Origin of the sequence: Streptomyces sp. NPDC049813 (genome assembly GCF_044465085.1) — a bacterium.
GTDB lineage: Bacteria > Actinomycetota > Actinomycetes > Streptomycetales > Streptomycetaceae > Streptomyces.
This window is the reverse complement of the sequence record NZ_JBITLI010000001.1, coordinates 607,075-625,654: the sequence shown is the minus strand read 5'-3', so window position 1 is coordinate 625,654 and position 18,580 is coordinate 607,075. Positions and strand designations below refer to the sequence as shown.

Genomic DNA, 18,580 nt, shown 5'->3' with positions numbered 1-18,580 from the left:
CCCGCGCCCCCTGAGGTAGCTGCCTGCCTGCCGGCCGGTGGGGGCTGAGCGCGCAGTTCCCCGCGCCCCTGCGGGGGCGCGCTGTGCGCGTCCCTGTTTGGCTGCCGGCCGGTGGGGCTTCTCGCGCGGTTCCCCGCGCCCCTGGGGGGCGCTGAGATCGCGCACGAAGTGCGCATCTCGGGGGCGCGGGGAACTGCGCGACCAGCCCCCACCGGCGGGGCGCCGACGCACAACCCTTGAGGGGCGCGGGGAACTGCGCAGAGCCGGACAGACCCCGCCGCGCCCAAAAACCTCGCCGCCCCCACTCTCACCGCCGCCGAAACACCGCCCCCCTCCCCTCCGCAAACGCCCGCGCCCCTTCCTTCGCATCCGCCGTGTCGAACACCGGCCACCCCCGCTCCAGCTCGGCCGCCAGCCCCTCCGTCTCGGACAACGCAGCCGTCTCGTAGACGGACGCCTTCACCGCCTCCACCGCCAACGGCCCACACGCGTTGATCTGCTCGGCGATCCCCAGCGCCGCGTCGAGCGCCGTCCCGTCCGGCACCACCCGCCCCACGAGCCCGATCGCGGCCGCCTCCGGGGCCGGATAGGGCCGCCCGGTCAGCAGCATCTCCAGCGCGTGCGTGCGCGGGATCTGCCGCGGCAGCCGGACCGTCGAGCCCCCGATGGGGAAGAGACCGCGCCGGACCTCGAAGAGCCCGAACGTCGCCGACTCCCCCGCGACCCGGATGTCGGTGCCCTGCAAGATCTCCGTGCCGCCCGCCACGCAGTGCCCCTCCACCGCCGCGACGACCGGCTTGCGCGGCCGGTGATGGCGCAGCATCGCCTTCCAGTGCAGGTCCGGGTCGGCCTTCAGCCGGTCCCGGTACTGCTCGCCGTCCATCCCCTTCCCGGCCAGCGCCTTGAGGTCCATGCCCGCGCAGAAGCACCCGCCCGCCCCGGTGAGGACGACCGAGCGGATCGCGTCGTCGGCGTCGGCCTCCAGCCATCCGTCGTACAGGCCGACGAGCATCGGCAGGGACAGCGCGTTCTTGGCCTCGATCCGGTTGAGCGTGAGCACGAGCGTCGCGCCCTCGCGCCGTACGTCGAGATGTTCGGTCCCACCCATGTCTGCCCGCCCTCCGGTCGGCCGGCGCCGTACGGCACCTGAGGTGCTGCCCTCGAGACCAGAACAGGTTGCAGGAGGCGGCGGAGCAGTACAAGGGTTTTCTGACACCCAGTCAGTTTTCTTCTGCGGCGCCCCTTCCCCCTTCCATCCCGCTCTGCTCTGATGACGGCCACACGAGATGGGGCGACGGTCAGGAGGAGCGGTGGAGTACAACCTTGCCGACCTGTTCGAGTCGGTCGTCGACGTGGTCCCGGACCGCGAGGCACTCGTCTACCTCGACCATCCCGGCACCGGCGCGGAGCGCAGGCTGACCTACGCGCAGCTGGACGCCGCGGCGAACCGCGTCGCCCATCACCTGACCGACAGCGGCCTGCGCCCCGGCGACCACCTCGGCCTGCACCTGTACAACGGCGTCGAGTACCTCCAGACAGTGCTCGGCTGCCTGAAGGCCCGCGTGGTCCCGGTCAACGTCAACTACCGCTATGTGGAGGAGGAGTTGGCGTACCTGTACCGGGACGCCGACCTGGTCGCTCTCGTCTTCGACACCGAGTTCACCGCCCGCGTGGCGGCCGCGCTGCCCCGTGCGGAGAAGCTGCGTCACCTGGTGCGCGTGGGCACGCCGCCGCCGGACGCGCCCGCGCTCGACGCGGTGGAGTTCGCGGTGGCTGAGGCCGCCGGCTCGCCCGGGCGCGGGTTCGGGCCGCGGTCGGCGGACGACCAGTTCATCATCTACACCGGCGGCACGACAGGCCTGCCGAAGGGCGTGATGTGGCGTCAGGAGGATCTGTTCTTCTCCGGACTGGGCGGCGGCGCGCCTACGGGCGAGCCGGTGTCGCGGCCCGAGGAGCTGGCGGAGCGGGTCGCGGCGGGCGGTGACGGGATCACGTTCTTCCCCACTCCCCCGCTGATGCACGGCACGTCCACCCTCACCGCGTTCATCGGCTTCGACTTCGGCCAGCGGGTCGTCATCCACCGCAAGTTCGTCCCCGAAGAGGTGCTGCGCACGATCGAGCGGGAGAAGGTGACGAGCGTGTCGCTGGTGGGCGACGCGATGCTGCGCCCGCTCATCGACGCGCTGAGCGGCCCGCTGAAGGGCACCGACTGCTCCTCGCTGTTCAGCGTCTCGTCGTCGGGGGCGATCATGTCGGACACCGTGCGGGCCCAGTTCCAGGCGCTGGTCCCGAACGCGCTGCTCCTGAACAACTTCGGCTCCTCCGAGTCCGGCTTCAACGGCACCGCGACCGACGACTCCGGTGCGGGCCGCGGTTTCCGGCTGCGGGTCAACTCCCGTACGCAAGTGGTGGATCCGGCGACGTACGAGCCGGTCAGGGTCGGCGAGGTGGGCCGCATCGCCCAGCGCGGCCACGTACCGCTCGGCTACTACAACGACCCGAAGAAGACCGCCGAGACCTTCTTCCAGCGGGACGGCGAGCGGTGGGTGCTGCTCGGCGACATGGCGACCGTCGACGCCGACGGCATCGTCGCCGTCCTCGGCCGCGGCTCGCAGTGCATCAACACGGGAGGCGAGAAGGTCTATCCGGAGGAGGTCGAGCAGGCCCTGAAGTCGCACCCGGACGTCTACGACGCGCTGGTCGCCGGGGTCCCCGATCCGCGCTGGGGCAACCACGTGGCCGCAGTCGTCCAGCTCAGGAAGGGCGCGCCCGCCCTCACCCTGGACGCCGTCCAGACCCACTGCCGCACCCACCTCGCGGGCTACAAGATCCCCCGTCAGCTCGTCGTGACGGAGGCCATCCAGCGCTCGCCGAGCGGCAAGGCGGACTACCGCTGGGCGCGGGCGGTGGCCGCCCGCGCGGACGGCTGACCGGCGGGGCGGCGCGCGGTCAGCACCGGCTGGTAGAAGCCGGTGCTCGCCGGCTCGTGCCAGGTGACCTCGGCGAAACCGGCGTCCCGCACGTGGGCCGTCAGCTGCTCCCGGGTCAGCGCCCAGTAGGTGGTGCGGCGCTCCCGCACCTGCCAGTCGTCGTCCTGCCCGGTCAGCTGGATGTGCCGCAGGTCGTAGCGCTCGCCGTCCTCGTGCCGGCGCCACAGCTGGAGCGTGACCGTCTCGCGTCCCTCGGCGTCCGTCGAGACCTGCGGCGCGGGGGCGGCGGGCCGGGTGCGGCGCACCTCGTCGTAGTCGCGGACCGTGAGCAGCAGCAGGCCCTGCTCGCGCAGGACGCGGTGCAGCCCGGTCAGCGCCGTGTGCACCTCGCCGGGGGCGAGCAGATGAGGCAGGGAGTTGTCGGCGCAGACCGCCGCGTCGAACGCACCGGCGCGCAGCGGCAGGGCCCGCAGATCCGCCGCGGCGGTGGGCAGGGAGACGGCGCGCGCCGCGGCCTCCCGGGTCGCGCGGGCCGCCGCGCGCGGGCTCAGGTCCGTCCCCACGACGCGGTGCCCGCGCGCGGCCAGGCCGATGGCCTGGGTGCCGATGCCGCAGGCGGCGTCGAGGAGCCGGTGCGGTCCCGCGCCGAGAGCGCCGGTGAGCAGCGCGTCGAGTGCGCTCGCCTGGGCCGCCATGCTCCGGTCCCAGTCGGCGAAGACGCGGTGGTAGTCGGGGGCGAGTTCGTCGTAGAAGCGGCGCACGGAGGACATGCCCGCACCCTAGACCCGGTGCGTGGGGTGCGGCGTAAACGGGTTGCCGGCCGCTCGCCGTCCTGCTGGAGTGCGGGCATGGATCACCGAGTGGTACGGGACTTGTTCGACCGGCAGCTGCGGCGCGAGGCCCGACCCGACGAGCCGGGGGCGCGCGTCGAGCGCGTGGGCGACGTCGTCCGGCAGGTCGGTCCGGCCGCCGGGTGGAACGGGGTGCTGTGGTCCGGGATCGACGCGGCGGGCGCGGACGCCGCCATCCGCGAACAGGTCGCCTTCTACCGCGAGTTGGGCGTCGAGGCCGAGTGGAAGACGTACGGGCACGACGAGCCCGGCGACCTGGGCGCGCGGCTGAGCGCCGCCGGGTTCGTCGCCGAGCCTGCCGAGACACTGCTCGCGGCGGAGGCGGCCCGTCTGAAGGCCGACATCGCCCCGCCGGCCGGGGTCCGGCTGCTGCCCGTGACCGAGGAGGCGCACGTGGCCCTGGTCGAGCAGGTGCACGAGCGGGCGTTCGGCGGCGGCCGCTCCTCGGTCGGGCACCAGGTGCGCCGGCAGCTCGCCGCCGACCCGGCCACCGTGCCCGCCGTGCTCGCCCTGCACGGGGACGAGCCGGTCGCCGCCGCCCGCCTCGAACTCCACCCGGGGACGGACTTCGCGAGCCTGTGGGGCGGCGGCACCGTGCCCGGGTGGCGCGGGCGCGGGATCTACCGGTCGCTCGTCTCCTTCCGGGTACGCATCGCGGCCGCACGCGGCTTCTCGTACGTACATGTGGACGCTCTGCCCTCCAGCCGTCCCATCCTGGAGAGCCTGGGTTTCGAGGCCTTCGGGACGACGACGCCGTACGTCCTGGCGCCCCCGCGTCCCTGACGGAGTCACGCCCTCGTGTCCCGGACGGGAGTCACGCCCTCGCGAGGAAATCCGTCACCCGCGCCACGAAGGACTCCGGACCGTCCAGCCAGGGGTAGTGCGCGGCCCCGGGCTGCACGGTGACCTCGGCGCGCGGGTAGCAGGCGGCGGTGCGGCGCACCAGGTCGGGGCAGGGGCCGCCGTCCAGGGCGCCGGCGAGCAGCAGCACCGGGGCGTCGAGCCGGGCCAGGGCCGCTCGGGTGGCGGGCGGGTCGTAGGCGCCGTCGGCGAAGTAGCGGACCTCGGCGCGCTCGTTCGTCTGTTCGTCGGTGCGTGCCGCGTGGGCCCGGGCGCGCTCGTCCCAGCGCCCGTAGAAGAAGGCGTCGTACAGGTAGTCCGCGTCGTCCCGCCCGGCGAGCATCTTCTCGTACTCCGCGTACGCGGCCGCGAACCACGGCTCGTGGCCGCGCAGCCGGGCGGCGGCACGCCGTTCCTCGGGGGTCGCCGCGAGGCCCAGGGCCCGCTGCGCGGAGGTGACGAGGACGAGCCGCGCGATCCGCTCCGGGTACCGGGCCGCGTACAGGGCGGCGAGGTTGCCGCCCGCCGAGTGGGCGAGGACGTCCATCCGGTCGAGACCGAGATGGACGCGGAGCGCTTCGACGTCGTCGGTCTGCCGGTCGCAGCGATAGGTCGACTCGTCGGCCGGCACGGCGGAGGCTCCCGTGCCGCGCAGGTCGAGGAGGTACAGGGTCCGGTGGCCGGTGAGCCCGCCCAGGTCGCCGAGGTAGACGGAGGCGCGCATCGGCCCGCCGGGCAGGCAGACCAGGGGCGGGCCCGAGCCGCGGACGTGACAGGCGAGTTCCGTGCCGTCCGGCGCGGTGAACGTGAACATGGCGCGATCTTCACAGCCGGGCCGTCGCGGCGGCAAGGGCTCGTCACTCCTGCGAGCCGGAGGTCGGAGACCGGCCCGGCCCTGGTGTCCGGCTTGCCGGGTCCGGGGTCCGGATTGCGGCCGATCCGTCGCGTCGCATGTCTTGACGTGGGCGGCTTCGCCTTGAATTACTGACGCCGACGGGGCAACCGAATGATCGGTCGGCCGATCGGCCGGCAGTGCGGGAGTGCGACGGATGACGACGACGCGGTGGTGGGACGAGGGCGAGCGGCTGGGCGCGGAGGAGCTGCGGGCGCGGCAGCTGGAGCGGCTGCGCGCGACGCTGAGCCGGGTCTACGAGCGGGTGCCGTTCTACCGCGCGGCGTTCGACAAGGCGGGCGTGCGCCCGCAGGACTGCGCGTCGCTCGCGGACCTCGCCCGGTTCCCGTTCACCGTCAAGACGGACCTGCGGGACAACTATCCGTTCGGGATGTTCGCGGTCGAGCAGGCACAGGTCCGCCGGCTGCACGCCTCCAGCGGGACGACCGGGCTGCCCACCGTCGTCGGGTACACCGAGGACGACCTGTCGATGTGGGCCGACATGGTGGCCCGCTCGATCCGGGCCGCGGGCGGCCGGCCCGGCCACAAGGTCCATGTGGCGTACGGGTACGGCCTGTTCACCGGCGGTCTGGGCGCGCACTACGGCGCGGAGCGGCTCGGCTGCACCGTCATCCCGGCGTCCGGCGGCATGACCGCCCGCCAGGTGCGGCTGATCCTGGACCTGGAGCCGGAGATCATCATGGTGACGCCGTCGTACATGCTGACGCTCCTCGACGAGTTCGAGCGGCAGGGCGTCGACCCGCGCACCACGTCGCTGCGGGCCGGTGTCTTCGGTGCGGAGCCCTGGACGCAGGAGATGCGGCGGGAGATCGAGGAGCGGTGCGGGATCGACGCCGTGGACATCTACGGCCTCTCCGAGGTGATCGGGCCGGGCGTCGCGCAGGAGTGCGCCGAGACCAAGGACGGGCTGCACATCTGGGAGGACCACTTCTTCCCGGAGGTCGTCGACCCGGTGACCGGTGAGGTGCTGCCCGAGGGCGAGCCGGGCGAGCTGGTCCTCACCTCGCTGACCAAGCAGGCGATGCCGGTGATCCGCTACCGGACGCGGGATCTGACACGGCTGCTGCCGGGGACGGCGCGGCCCGCGTTCCGCCGGATGGAGCGGATCACCGGGCGCAGCGACGACATGGTGATCCTGCGCGGGGTGAACCTGTTCCCGACGCAGGTCGAGGAGATCGTGCTGCGCACGCCCGGTGTGGCCCCGCACTTCCAGCTGCGGCTGACTCGCGAGGGCCGGCTGGACGCGCTGACGGTCCGCGCGGAGGCCCGCCCGGACGCGACGCCGCGGGAGCGGTCCGCCGCGGCGCGGACCGTGGCGGCGGGGATGAAGGACGGCACCGGCCTGACGGTGGCGGTCGAGATCGTCGATCCGGGGACGCTGGAGCGCTCGGTCGGCAAGATCAAGCGGATCGTGGACCTCCGCGCGCGCTGACCCCGGCTCAGAGCGCGTCCCGCAGCTCCCGCTTGAGGATCTTGCCGCTGGCGTTGCGGGGCAGCGCGTCCACGAAGACGATCCGCTTCGGCGCCTTGAAGTGGGCGAGCTTCTCGCGCGCGTGGGTGAGGAGTTCGGCCTCGGTGACCTCCTGGGCGCGGACCACCACGGCCGTCACCGCTTCGATCCACCGCTCGTCGGGCAGTCCGACGACCGCCGCCTCCGCGACGGCCGGATGCGTGTAGAGCACGTCCTCGACCTGGCGTGAAGCGACCAGCACACCACCGGAGTTGATGACGTCCTTCACCCGGTCGACGACCGTGAGGTAGCCCTCGCCGTCGCGCACGGCGAGGTCGCCGGAGCGGAACCAGCCGTCGCGGAAGGCCGCCGCGGTCTCGTCGGGTTTGTCCCAGTACCCGTCGCACAGCTGCGGCGAGCGGTAGACGACCTCGCCGGGCGTCCCGTCGGGCACGTCCCGGCCCGTCTCGTCGACGACCCTCGCCTCGACGAACAGGACGGGCCGCCCGCACGAGTCCATCCGTCCCTCGTGCTCGTCGGGGCCGAGAACGGCGGCGAGCGGACCGATCTCGCTCTGTCCGAAGCAGTTGTAGAAGGCGAGTCCGGGCAGCCGCTCCCGCAGCCGCTCCAGGACCGGCACCGGCATGATCGACGCACCGTAGTAGGCCTTGCGCAGCCCGCCGAGGTCGCGGGTGGCGAAGTCGGGGTGGCGGGAGAGGGAGATCCACACGGTCGGCGGCGCGAAGAGGCTGTCGGCCTCACCCGCCTCGACGAGCGCGAGGACCCGGGCGGGGTCGGGCGCGTCCAGGATCGTGCTCGTGGCGCCGACGGCGAGGTAGGGCAGCAGGAAGACGTGCAGCTGTGCCGAGTGGTACAGCGGCAGCGCGTGCACGGGCCGGTCCGTGGCCTTCAGGTCGAGGGCGTGGATGGCGCTGACGTACTCGTGGACGAGGGCCCGGTGCGACATGCGGGCCCCCTTGGGCAGCGCCGTCGTCCCGGAGGTGTAGAGGAGCTGGACGAGGTCCTCGGCGGCCGGGGGCGGCCCCGCGTACGGGGCGGTGGCGGCCAGGCGGGCCAGCAGGCAGTCGTCCGCGTCGCGCAGCGCCAGGGTCCGCACGCCCGCGGGGAGCCGCTCCGCGAGTCCGGGGTCGGTGAGCACGAGGGCGCTGCCCGACTGCCCGACGAGATAGGCGAGGTCGTCGCCGGTCAGGTTCTGGTTGACGGGAACGTGCACCAGGCCCGCGCGGGCGCAGGCCAGGAACCCGATGAGGTACGCGTCGGAGTTGTGCCCGTAGGCGGCGACCCGGTCGCCGGGCGCGAGGTCCAGGCCCCGCAGGACACCGGCCGCGCGCGAGACGGCGCCGTCCAGTTCCTCGTACGTCCAGGAGCGCGGCCCGTACCGCAGGGCCACGCGCCCGGGGGTGCGGCGGGCGCTGCGCCGCAGCACTCCGTCCACGGTGCTGCCCGCCGCTTCGGCCGCCGGTGACGTCGTCATGGCGTGATCCTGTGCGCCCGCGCACGCCAGGTCAAGACGTGTGCGCGCGACCCTCGGCAGGCGACATACCGGTTGGTACGCTCAACCGCCATTGATCGCACCGCAGTTGGGAGCATGATGCGTATCCGCCCCATCCGCCCGATCCGCCCGGTCCGGCGGGGACACAGCCGTCGCACGGTCCTCGGAGTCGCTCTGCTGGCCGCGCTCGCCACCACCGCCGCCCTGCCGCCGGCCGCCGCCGACCGGTCCGAGCGCCCGCACCGCGGCGGGCTCTCCGCCACCATCCGCTACACCGAGTACGGCATTCCGCACATCCTCGCCAAGGACTACGCCGACCTCGGCTTCGGCACCGGCTGGGCGCAGGCCGCGGACCAGGTGTGCACGCTCGCCGACGGCTTCCTCACCGTACGGGGCGAACGCTCGCGCTACTTCGGGCCCGACGCGGCGCCCGACGGCTCCCTCTCCTCGGCGACCGCGAACCTCTCCAGCGACCTGTACTTCCGGGGCGTCCGCGAGGCGCACACGGTGGAGAAGCTGCTCGCCACCCCCGCTCCCGCCGGGCCGAGCCGGGACGTCGAGGACACCATGCGCGGCTGGGCCGCCGGGTACAACGCGTGGCTGGCGCAGAACCGGATCACCGACCCCGCGTGCAAGGGCGCGGCGTGGGTGAAGCCGGTGTCGGCGCTGGACGTGGCGGCGCGCGGGTTCGCGATCTCGGTGCTGGGCGGGCAGGGCCGCGGCGTCGACGGCATCACCGCCGCGCGCCCCCCGGCGGCGGGCGCCCCGGGCACGACCGCGCCCTCCAAGGAGCGACTGGCGGCGGCGGCCCGGGAGTTGTTCGCGCAGGACAGCTCGGACATGGGCTCGAACGCGGTGGCGTTCAGCGGCGCGACGACGGCGAACGGGCGCGGTCTGCTGCTCGGCAACCCGCACTACCCGTGGCAGGGCGGCCGCCGCTTCTGGCAGTCGCAGCAGACGATCCCGGGTGAACTGGACGTCATGGGCGGCTCGTTGCTCGGCACGACGACGATATCCATCGGGCACAACTCCCGTATCGCGTGGAGCCACACGGTCGCCACGGGCGTCACCCTCAACCTCCACCAGCTGACCCTCGACCCGGCCGACCCGACGGCGTACATGGTGGACGGCAAGCGGCAGCGGATGACGAAGCGGACCGTGTCGGTGCCCGTGCGCGGCGGCGCCGACGTGACGCGGACCCAGTGGTGGACGCGGTACGGCCCGGTCGTCACCTCGCTCGGCGCCCAGCTGCCACTGCCGTGGACGGCGACGACGGCCTACGCGCTCAACGACCCGAACGCGGCGAACCTGCGCGCCTCGGACACCGCGCTCGGCTTCAGCAAGTCGCGCTCCACGGACGACGTGCTGCGGGCGCTGCGCCGGACGCAGGGCATCCCGTGGGTCAACACGATCGCGGCCGACGCGCAGGGGCACTCGCTGTTCACGCAGTCGCAGGTGCTGCCCCGGATCACGGACGACCTGGCGGCGCGCTGTTCGACGCCGCTCGGCAAGGTCACGTACCCGGCGTCGGGTGTCGCGGTGCTCGACGGCTCCCGCGGGGACTGTGCCCTCGGCCGGGACAAGGACGCGCTGCAGCCGGGGATCTTCGGCCCCGCCGAGATGCCGGTCCTCAAGGACGCCCCGTACGCGGAGAACTCCAACGACAGCGCCTGGCTGGCCAACGCCGACCGGCCGCTGACCGGGTACGAGCGGGTCTTCGGGACGGTCGGCACGCCGCGCTCCATGCGCACCCGCGGTGCGGTGGAGGACGTGGCGGCGATGGCGGCCACCGGCGGCCTGAAGGTGGCCGACCTCCAGCGGCAGCAGTTCGCCGACCGGGCGCCGGCCGGTGACCTGGCGGCGGCGGACGCGGCGCGGGCCTGCGCGGCGCTCCCCGGCGGCACGGCGACGGGCAGTGACGGCACCGCGGTGGACGTCGCCCAGGCGTGCGGGGTGCTCGCCGGGTGGGACCGCACCATGAGCACGGGCAGCAGGGGGGCGCTGCTGTTCGACCGGTTCTGGCGGAGGCTGACGGCGGCCGTCGGGCCGGACAAGCTGTGGAAGGTGCCGTTCTCGGCCGCCGATCCGGTCCGCACCCCGCACACCCTCGACACGGCGCAGCCCGGGTTCGCCACGGCGCTCGCGGACGCGGTCGCCGAACTGCGGGCCGCGGGCATCCCGCTGGACAGCCGGCTCGGCGCGCACCAGTTCGTGGTGCGGTCCGGGGAGCGCATCCCGGTGCACGGCGGCACCGAGTCCCTCGGCGTGTGGAACAAGGTCGAGCCCACCTGGGACCCCGAGGGCGGCGGCTACACGGAGGTCGTGCACGGCTCCAGCTACATCCAGGCGGTCGGCTGGGACGGCGGCAGCTGCCCGGTGGCCCGCACGCTGCTGACGTACTCCCAGTCCTCGAACCCGAACGCGGCGCACCACAGCGACCAGACCCGCCTCTTCTCGCAGAAGAAGTGGGCCACGGAACGCTTCTGCGAGAAGGACATCCTGCGCTCGCCCGCACTGAAGGTGGTCCGGGTCCGCGACTGACCCGCACCGGGGCCCGCGGCAGGGCGGGCCCGGCTCACACCGGCCGGGTCCGCCCCTCCCAGTAGGGGTCCCGAAGGCGCCGCTTGTAGAGCTTGCCGTTGGGGTCGCGGGGCATCGTCGCGACGAAGTCGATGCTCTTGGGGCGCTTGTAGTCCGCCAGCCGGTGCGCGCAGTGGCCGAGGAGCTCCGCGGCGAGCGCGGCGTCGGGCGTCTGCCCCTCGGCGGCCTCGACCACGGCCTTGACCTCCTCGCCCCAGTCGTCGTGGGGGATGCCGAACGCGGCCGCGTCGGCGACGGCCGGATGGCTCAGGAGCGCCGCCTCGATCTCGGCGGGGTAGATGTTGACGCCACCGGAGATGATCATGTCGATCTTGCGGTCGCGCAGGAAGAGGTACCCCTCCTCGTCGAGGATCCCGAGGTCGCCGACGGTGAAGAAGTCGCCGATGCGGTTCTTCTCCGTCTTGCCCTCGTCCTTGTGGTACGCGAACCCGCCGGTGTTCATCTTCATGTAGACCGTGCCGAGTTCACCGGCGGGCAACCGCGTCCCGTCGTCGTCGAAGACGGCCAGCTCGCTGATGGGCCAGGCCTTTCCGACCGTGCCGGGCTTCTTCAGCCACTCCTCGGCGGTGGCGAAGGAGCCGCCCCCCTCGCTCGCCGCGTAGTACTCCTCCACGCACCGGCCCCACCAGTCGATCATCGCGCGTTTGACGTGGTCGGGGCAGGGTGCGGCGCCGTGGATGGCGTGCCGCATGGAGGTGACGTCGTAGCGGTCCTTCACGTCCTGCGGCAGGGCGAGCAGCCGGTGGAACTGGGTGGGCACCATGTGGGTGTGGGTGCACCGGTGGGTGTCGATGGCGCGCAGCATGCCCTCCGGGGTCCACTTGTCCATGAGGACGAGCGGGTGTCCGATGTTCAGGGCGGCACCGGCGAACTGGAGCACCGCCGTGTGGTAGAGCGGCGAGCACACCAGGTGCACGTTGCCGTCGGCCGGCTTGATGCCGAAGATCCCGAGGAAGCCACCCAGGTAGGCCTCTTCGGGGAGCTTGTTCTGGAGCGGGCGGCGGATGCCGCGGGGGCGGCCGGTCGTCCCGGACGTGTAGTTCATGACCCAGCCGAGGGTCCGCCCCTGCGGCGGCGATTCCGGTTGTCCCGCGGCGAGTTCGGCGTAGGGGCGGAAGGTGTCCACGGCTCCTACGGCGTACCGGTGCGTCGCGGGGAGCCTCGCCTCGTCGGCGGCGGCGCGCGCGTGCTCGGCGAAGCGTTCGTGGGCGATCAGCACCTTGGCTCCGGAGTCGGCGACGATCCAGGCGATCTCGGGGCCCACGAGGTGGTGGTTGACCGGGACGAGGTAGAAGCCGGCCTGCGAGGCGGCGAGGTAGGCGGTGAGGAACTCGACGCCGTTCGGGAGGACGACGGCGAAGGCGTCGCCCTTGTCGAGCCCGGCCCCGCGCAGACCGTGCACCATCTGGTTGGCAGCGGCGTGCAGGCGCCCGGCGGTCCAGCGTTCCCCCTCCGGGGTGGTGAGGACGGTGCGGTCGGGGTCGGCGGTGGCCTGCGCCCAGAAGCCGTTGGGAAGGGAACTCATCGGGCCTCTCTTCTTGTCGGTGTGCCCCTGTGTCGTGGTGAGTTCGGGTGCTCGTGTCGGTGCGGCTCTCGTCGTGGCTGGTCGCGCAGTTCCCCGCGCCCCTGAAAGGCGCACTCCGTGCGCCCTCATGGAGCTGCGGCGGAGCCGCAAGCTTCAGGGGCGCGGGGAACTGCGCGCCCGGCCACGACGAGAGCCGCACCCGCGAACCGGCGGACGGGACTACGACGAACCGGCGACCCGGTTGAGCCGACCCACCGCCACCTCGAACCCCCGCGTCAACGCGTCGAAGACACCCCGCACGCTCAGCTCCTCGTTCATCCGCCCCACGATCTGCCCCACGGGAGTGCCGAGCAGCGGCTCGACCTCGTACCGCTGGATCCGCGAGACCGCGTCGGCGACCAGCAGCCCCTGCAACGGCATCGGCAGGGTCCCGGGCCCGGCCGGGTCGTCCCAGGCGTCCGTCCACCGCGTCCGCAGCTGTCGCGCGGGCTTGCCGGTCAGCGCCCGCGAGCGCACCGTGTCGCCGGAGCCCGCGGCGAGCAGTTTGCGGGTGAGGGCGGGGGAACTCAGCTCGGCCTCCGTGGTGGTCAGCCAGACCGAGCCGAGCCAGACGCCCTGCGCGCCGAGCGCGAAGGCGGCCGCGGCCTGCTGCCCGCTGCCGATGCCGCCGGCGGCCAGCACCGGGAGCGGGGCGACGGCCTCGACCACTTCGGGGGTGAGCACCATCGAGGCGATCTCGCCGGTGTGGCCGCCCGCCTCGTACCCCTGGGCGACGACGATGTCGATGCCCGCGTCGGCGTGTTTGCGCGCGTGGCGGGCGCTGCCCGCGAGCGCGGCGACGAGGACGTCGTGCTCGTGGGCGCGGGCGACGACGTCCGCGGGAGGTGAGCCGAGCGCGTTGGCGAGGAGCTTGATCGGGTGGTCGAAGGCGACGTCGAGCTGGCTCCGGGCGACCTGCTCCATCCAGCCGGTGATGCGCCAGCCGGACGCCTCACCCTCCGCGAGTTCGGGCACGCCGTGCTCGGCGAGGGTGTCCCGGACGAACTGCCGGTGCCCTTCGGGGATCATCGCCTCGACGTCGGCCTCGCTGACGCCCTCGACCTTCTTGGCCGGCATCACGACGTCCAGGCCGTAGGGCCGGCCGTCGGCGTGCGCGTCGAGCCAGTCCAGGTCACGGGCGAGGTCCCCGGGCGCCGTGTAGCGGACGGCGCCGAGCACGCCGAGGCCGCCGGCCCTGCTGATGGCGGCCGCCACCGCGGGGAACGGTGTGAAGCCGAAGACGGCGTGCTCGATCCCCAGTTTCCTGCTCAGCTCCGTCTGCATGCGCGCAGGATGCCGCAGCGGGCCGGACGACGGAAGAGGTTTTCTGATGCAGCGTCAGATTCTTGGCGGGTGCCCGGCGGGACCGCGGTGGTTGACACCGGGCAGTACTGACATGAAAGTTTCACCCGACCAGCGAGATCCCGAAAGATACTTTCAGGAGGCCCGTTCATGACTTCAGGGGACCAGGACAGATCACGGTCCGGCCTCACCCGGCGCCGGCTCGGCTCCGCCGGGCTCGCCCTGGGCGGCGCGCTCGCCCTCGCCCCGTTCCCGGCGGGCCCCGCGGCGGCCGCGGGCGAGCAGAAGGCGCCCCGCCGCCCCACGCTGCGCCGGGGCAGCCCCGAGCGGGCCGGCCTGCTCGCCGGACACCTGCGGCAACTCGTCGCGGACGCCGAGAAGTTCCTCGACCCCTCGCCCAAGCACCCGTGGTACGCGGGGGCCGTGCTGCTCGCGGGCCGCGGCGGGACGGTGGCCCTGCACCAGCCGATCGGCAAGGCGGTGCGGTACTCGCACTACGACGACGCGACCGACACCGGGGTCGAGTTCCCGGCGGACCAGCAGATCGACATGGCCGAGGACACCGTCTTCGACATGGCCTCGGTGTCCAAGCTGTTCACCTCGATCCTCGCGGTGCAGGAGATCGAGCACGGCGCGCTGGAGCTGGAGGCGAAGGTCGCCTCCTACCTGCCGGACTTCGCGGGCGCGGGCAAAGAGGACGTGACGATCCGTCAACTCCTGACGCACACATCGGGCTTCCGCTCCTGGATCCCGCTCTACACCGAGCCCACCCGCGCGGGACAGCTCCGGCTGATCTGGAACGAGGCGCTGCTCAACCCGCCCGGCACCGCGTACCTCTACTCGGACCTCAACCTGATCTCCCTCCAGCTGGTCCTGGAGAAGCTCACCGGCAAGAGCCTCGACGTCCTGCTGCGCGAGCGGATCACCGGGCCGCTCGGGATGACCCGCACCCGCTACAACCCGCCCGCCTCCTGGAAGCCGAAGATCGCGGCGACCGAGGACGCCCGCGCACCGTGGTCGGGTCTGGACCGCGGCCTCGTCTGGGGCGAGGTGCACGACGAGAACGCCTTCGGCCTGGGTGGCGTCGCGGGCCACGCCGGTGTCTTCTCCACCGCGTGGGACCTGGCGGTCCTCGGCAGGACGCTGCTCAACGGCGGGGTGTACGGCAGGGCCCGCATCCTCTCGGAGAAGTCCGTCCGGCTGATGTTCACGGACTTCAACACGGCCTTCCCCGGCGACGAGCACGGCCTGGGCTTCGAGCTCTACCAGCACTGGTACATGGGCGCGATGGCGACGCCGCGCACCGCGGGCCACACCGGCTTCACCGGCACCTCCCTCGTCCTCGATCCGACGACCGACTCCTTCCTCATCGTGCTGGGCAACTCCGTGCACCCCGTGCGCACCTGGCGATCCGGCTCCGCTCCCCGGGTCGCCGCGGGGAACAACATGGCGCGTGCCGTGGCGGTGGACCCCGTGCACGGCCGCACCGCCTGGTTCTCCAACATGGCGAGCGCCGCCTCCGCCACCCTGACCCTGCCGGACCTGCGGGTCGCGTCACCGGCCACCCGGCTGACCTGCTCGCTGTGGTACGACACGGAGCCCCGCTCCGACCTCCTCTTCCTGGAGGTGTCGACGGACGGCGGCTCGACCTGGAAGCCGCTCCCGTTCACCACGGACCGGGCGGGCGAGCACCCGTCGGGCACCGCGGACGGCTACGCGGGCCGCACATGGCACCGCCTCGCCGCGGACCTCGGCGGCTTCGCCGCCGCCGCGACCCGCGTGCGGTGGCGGTACACGACGGACCATCTGTACGTGGGACGCGGCGTCTACGTGGACGGCGTACGGATCACCGAAGGCCACCGGGTCCTCTTCGACGAGGCACGCCCGGCCGACTCCGCCCGCATCGAGGCAGTGGGCTGGACGGCGTCCCGGGACTGACCACCGGTCTCCCCGCGGGGGCGGGGTCAGCGGCCGAGCACCGCCATGGCGGCGTTGTGCCCGGGGATGCCGCTGACCCCGCCGCCGCGGACCGCTCCGGCACCGCACAGCAGGACGTTCGCGTGCGCGCTCTCCACACCCCAGCGGCCGGTGCCGTCCTGCGCGTACGGGAAGGACAGGGGCCGGTGGAAGATGTGGCCGCCGGGCAGGCGCAGGTCGCGCTCCAGGTCGAGCGGGGTCCTCGCCTCGATGCAGGGCCTGCCGTCGGCGTCCTCCGCGAGGCAGTCGGTGAGCGGCTCGGCGAGGTGGGCGTCGAGCTGCGCGAGCGTGGCCGTCAGGAGCGCCTCCCGGGCCGCGCCATCGGCCCCGGTGAACAGCCGCGCGGGCGTGTGCAGTCCGAAGAGGGTCAGGGTCTGGTAGCCGCGCGCGGCGAGTTCCGGGGCGAGGATCGTCGGGTCGGTGAGCGAGTGGCAGTACAGCTCGGACGGCGGCGCGGCGGGCAGGACACCGGCCGCTGCCTGCGCGTACGCGGTCGCCAACTCGGCGTATCCCTCGGCGACATGGAACGTGCCGGCGAAGGCCTCCCGCGGATCGACCGCGGTGTCCCTCAGCCGCGGCAGCCGCTTCAGCAGCATGTTGACCTTGAACTGGGCGCCCTCGGCCGGCGCGGGCGCGCGCTCGCCCAGGAGCCGGGCGAGGTCCTGCGAGGAGGCGTTGACGAGGACGTGCCGGGCGGCGACGGTGCCCTCGCCGTCCTCGGTCCGGTACGTCACCTCGGCGCTGCGCCCGTCGGTCTCGATCCGGGTCGCCTCGTGCCCGGTGACGAGCCGGGCGCCGGCCGCACGCGCCGCCCCGGCGAGGGCGTCGGTGAACGCGCCCATGCCGCCGACGGGCACGTCCCAGTCCCCGGTGCCGTTGCCGATCACGTGGTAGAGGAAGCAGCGGTTCTGGACGAGCGAGGGGTCGTGGGCGTCGGCGAACGTGCCGATCAGGGCGTCGGTGAGGACGACGCCGCGGACCAGGTCGTCCGCGAAGCGTTCCTCGATGCCGACGCCGACGGGCTCCTCGAAGAGCAGCCGCCACGCCTCGTCGTCGGCGACGCGTGCGCGCAGCGCGGTCCGGGTCGGCAGGGGCTCGGTGAGGGTGGGGAAGATGCGGGCGGCCGCGCGCCGGGTCGTCGCGTAGAACCGGCTCCACGCCTCGTACTCGCGCTCCCCGCCGGTGAGCCGGGCGAACGCGGCGCGGGTGCGGTCCGGCCCGCCGCCGACCAGCAGGCCCGTCGGGCGCCCGGCGCGGACGGTCGGGGTGTAGGAGGAGACGGTTCGCTGCCGCACGGCGAAGTCGAGCCCCAGCTCGGCGACGATCTTCCGGGGCACCAGGCTGATCAGGTACGAGTACCGGGAGAGGCGGGCGTCCACGCCGGGGAAGGGCCGGGTCGAGACGGCGGCGCCGCCGGTCGTCCCGAGGCGTTCGAGGACGGCGACGGTGCGGCCGGCCCGGGCGAGATAGGCGGCGGCGACGAGACCGTTGTGGCCTCCGCCGACGATGACGACGTCGTACCGGTCCGTGCCCGGTCCTGCGGCGATCGACACGACAAGCCCCTCCGAGGGTAGGCACGACGAGCCCCTCCGGCGCCGGGGAGCGGCCCCGGGCCCGCGCCCGGCGATCTCAGCCGCGATTCTGGCCCCGCGGCGACGGCTGGGCAACAGGGCGGCAGAGGCACTGCCCGTGGCTGGGCGAGAGACGCCACCCCTGCCCTACCGGGGCGCGTCCCGGTCGGTGGCCTTGTACGGTGCCGGGCGCGCGGCGGGGCCGAGCCGGGCCATGGCGCGCAGGATGTGCTTCGGGGGCAGTTGCCAGCGCACCCGGTCGGGCACCTGGCGCAGCACGGCGCCCAGGGCCCGCAGGCGCCGGGTGGTGGCGGCCGGGGCGGGGGCGCGCCGCCCGTACAGCGCGTGGGCGTACGGCGGCAGGGAGGCGTACGCGAGGCCGGCGACGTGCCGCCACAGCAGCTCGCGCGCGGGGAGCAGCAGGGCGGGGGCGGGCGGCCGCCGCAGGAAGGCGTCGACGGTCCGGGCCTCGGGCCCCGCGGCGAGTTCGGTCCGCACCGTCTCGAAGTACGCGGCCAACTCGGCGCGGCTCGCCGGGACATGATCCGGGTCGAGGCCGACGAGACGGGCGCTGGTGCGGTGTTCGGCGACGTACTGGTCGGCCTGCGCGTCGGTCAGCCGGAAGCCCGACCGGCGGGCGACGTGCAGGTAGGAGTCGATCTCGGCGCAGTGCACCCAGAGCAGCAGGGCGGGTTCGTCGACGCCGTACCGCTCCCCCGTGGCGGGGTCGGTGGCCGACAGCCGGCGGTGGATGCCCCGGACCCGGGCGCCCGCCTTCTCGGCCGCGTCCGTGGTGCCGTACGTCGTCGTCCCCACGAAGCTCGCCGTGCGCAGCAGGCGGCCCCAGGCGTCGCGCCGGAAGTCGGAGTTCTGCAGGACGCCGCGGACCGCGCGCGGGTGCAGCGCCTGGAGGTACAGGGCCCGGATCCCGGCCACCCACATCATGGGGTCGGCGTGCACCTGCCAGGTCACCGAGGCGGGCCCGAACAGCCCCGGATCCGCCGCTTCCGCCCGCGTCACCCCACACCTCCCGCCGCCGCCCCGCCCGGTCCTGCCAGCTTACGCGGC

The 18,580-nt window shown here is 73.7% G+C and carries 13 protein-coding genes; 5 read left to right on the top strand and 8 right to left on the bottom strand.

The window, feature by feature from the left end; all coding sequences use genetic code 11:
- Positions 1–307 precede the first annotated feature (307 nt).
- Positions 308–1,108, bottom strand: a complete 801-nt coding sequence (locus ACIBW6_RS02770) for a crotonase/enoyl-CoA hydratase family protein (RefSeq protein WP_399055814.1) — start codon at positions 1,106–1,108, stop codon at positions 308–310.
- A 202-nt stretch (positions 1,109–1,310) separates the two neighbouring features.
- Here ACIBW6_RS02770 and ACIBW6_RS02765 point away from each other — a divergent pair, with 202 nt between their 5' ends.
- Complete coding sequence (locus ACIBW6_RS02765; protein WP_399055812.1) at positions 1,311–2,930, top strand: acyl-CoA synthetase; 1,620 nt, start codon at positions 1,311–1,313, stop codon at positions 2,928–2,930.
- Here ACIBW6_RS02765 and ACIBW6_RS02760 read toward each other — a convergent pair.
- Positions 2,888–3,700 carry a class I SAM-dependent methyltransferase gene (locus ACIBW6_RS02760; protein ID WP_399055810.1) on the bottom strand — a complete coding sequence of 271 codons (813 nt, stop codon included), beginning with the start codon at positions 3,698–3,700 and terminating at the stop codon, positions 2,888–2,890. The genes ACIBW6_RS02765 and ACIBW6_RS02760 overlap by 43 nt on opposite strands.
- Positions 3,701–3,778: 78 nt before the next feature.
- On the opposite strand from ACIBW6_RS02760, the gene ACIBW6_RS02755 reads away from it, so the two are divergent.
- Complete coding sequence (locus ACIBW6_RS02755) at positions 3,779–4,564, top strand: GNAT family N-acetyltransferase (RefSeq protein WP_399055808.1); 786 nt, start codon at positions 3,779–3,781, stop codon at positions 4,562–4,564.
- 31 nt (positions 4,565–4,595) lie between these two features.
- On the opposite strand, the gene ACIBW6_RS02750 is transcribed toward ACIBW6_RS02755, so the two are convergent.
- Positions 4,596–5,435 carry an alpha/beta fold hydrolase gene (locus ACIBW6_RS02750; RefSeq protein WP_399055806.1) on the bottom strand — a complete coding sequence of 280 codons (840 nt, stop codon included), beginning with the start codon at positions 5,433–5,435 and terminating at the stop codon, positions 4,596–4,598.
- Between the two features lie 235 nt (positions 5,436–5,670).
- Here ACIBW6_RS02750 and paaK point away from each other — a divergent pair, with 235 nt between their 5' ends.
- A complete protein-coding gene (gene paaK / locus ACIBW6_RS02745; RefSeq protein ID WP_399055804.1) occupies positions 5,671–6,966 on the top strand; it encodes a phenylacetate--CoA ligase PaaK in 1,296 nt (431 codons plus the stop codon).
- 7 nt (positions 6,967–6,973) lie between these two features.
- Here paaK and ACIBW6_RS02740 read toward each other — a convergent pair whose 3' ends face one another.
- On the bottom strand, positions 6,974–8,479 hold the full coding sequence (locus ACIBW6_RS02740; protein ID WP_399055802.1) for an acyl-CoA synthetase: 1,506 nt from the start codon (positions 8,477–8,479) through the stop codon (positions 6,974–6,976).
- A gap of 117 nt (positions 8,480–8,596) precedes the next feature.
- Between ACIBW6_RS02740 and ACIBW6_RS02735 the strand changes: the two genes are divergently transcribed.
- On the top strand, positions 8,597–11,038 hold the full coding sequence (locus ACIBW6_RS02735; RefSeq protein ID WP_399056404.1) for a penicillin acylase family protein: 2,442 nt from the start codon (positions 8,597–8,599) through the stop codon (positions 11,036–11,038).
- A 34-nt stretch (positions 11,039–11,072) separates the two neighbouring features.
- Here ACIBW6_RS02735 and ACIBW6_RS02730 read toward each other — a convergent pair whose 3' ends face one another.
- Together ACIBW6_RS02730 and ACIBW6_RS02725 are read right to left on the bottom strand one after the other, a co-directional pair.
- Positions 11,073–12,623 carry an acyl-CoA synthetase gene (locus ACIBW6_RS02730; RefSeq protein WP_399055800.1) on the bottom strand — a complete coding sequence of 517 codons (1,551 nt, stop codon included), beginning with the start codon at positions 12,621–12,623 and terminating at the stop codon, positions 11,073–11,075.
- 219 nt (positions 12,624–12,842) lie between these two features.
- Positions 12,843–13,946: a nitronate monooxygenase gene (locus tag ACIBW6_RS02725; protein WP_399055798.1), complete on the bottom strand. Its 1,104-nt coding sequence runs from the start codon at positions 13,944–13,946 to the stop codon at positions 12,843–12,845.
- Between the two features lie 168 nt (positions 13,947–14,114).
- On the opposite strand from ACIBW6_RS02725, the gene ACIBW6_RS02720 reads away from it, so the two are divergent.
- A complete protein-coding gene (locus ACIBW6_RS02720; protein WP_399055796.1) occupies positions 14,115–15,902 on the top strand; it encodes a serine hydrolase in 1,788 nt (595 codons plus the stop codon).
- A 26-nt stretch (positions 15,903–15,928) separates the two neighbouring features.
- On the opposite strand, the gene ACIBW6_RS02715 is transcribed toward ACIBW6_RS02720, so the two are convergent.
- Positions 15,929–17,494, bottom strand: a complete 1,566-nt coding sequence (locus ACIBW6_RS02715; RefSeq protein WP_399055794.1) for a phytoene desaturase family protein — start codon at positions 17,492–17,494, stop codon at positions 15,929–15,931.
- 165 nt (positions 17,495–17,659) lie between these two features.
- Positions 17,660–18,532: an oxygenase MpaB family protein gene (locus tag ACIBW6_RS02710; protein ID WP_399055792.1), complete on the bottom strand. Its 873-nt coding sequence runs from the start codon at positions 18,530–18,532 to the stop codon at positions 17,660–17,662.
- Between the last annotated feature and the right edge of the window lie 48 nt (positions 18,533–18,580).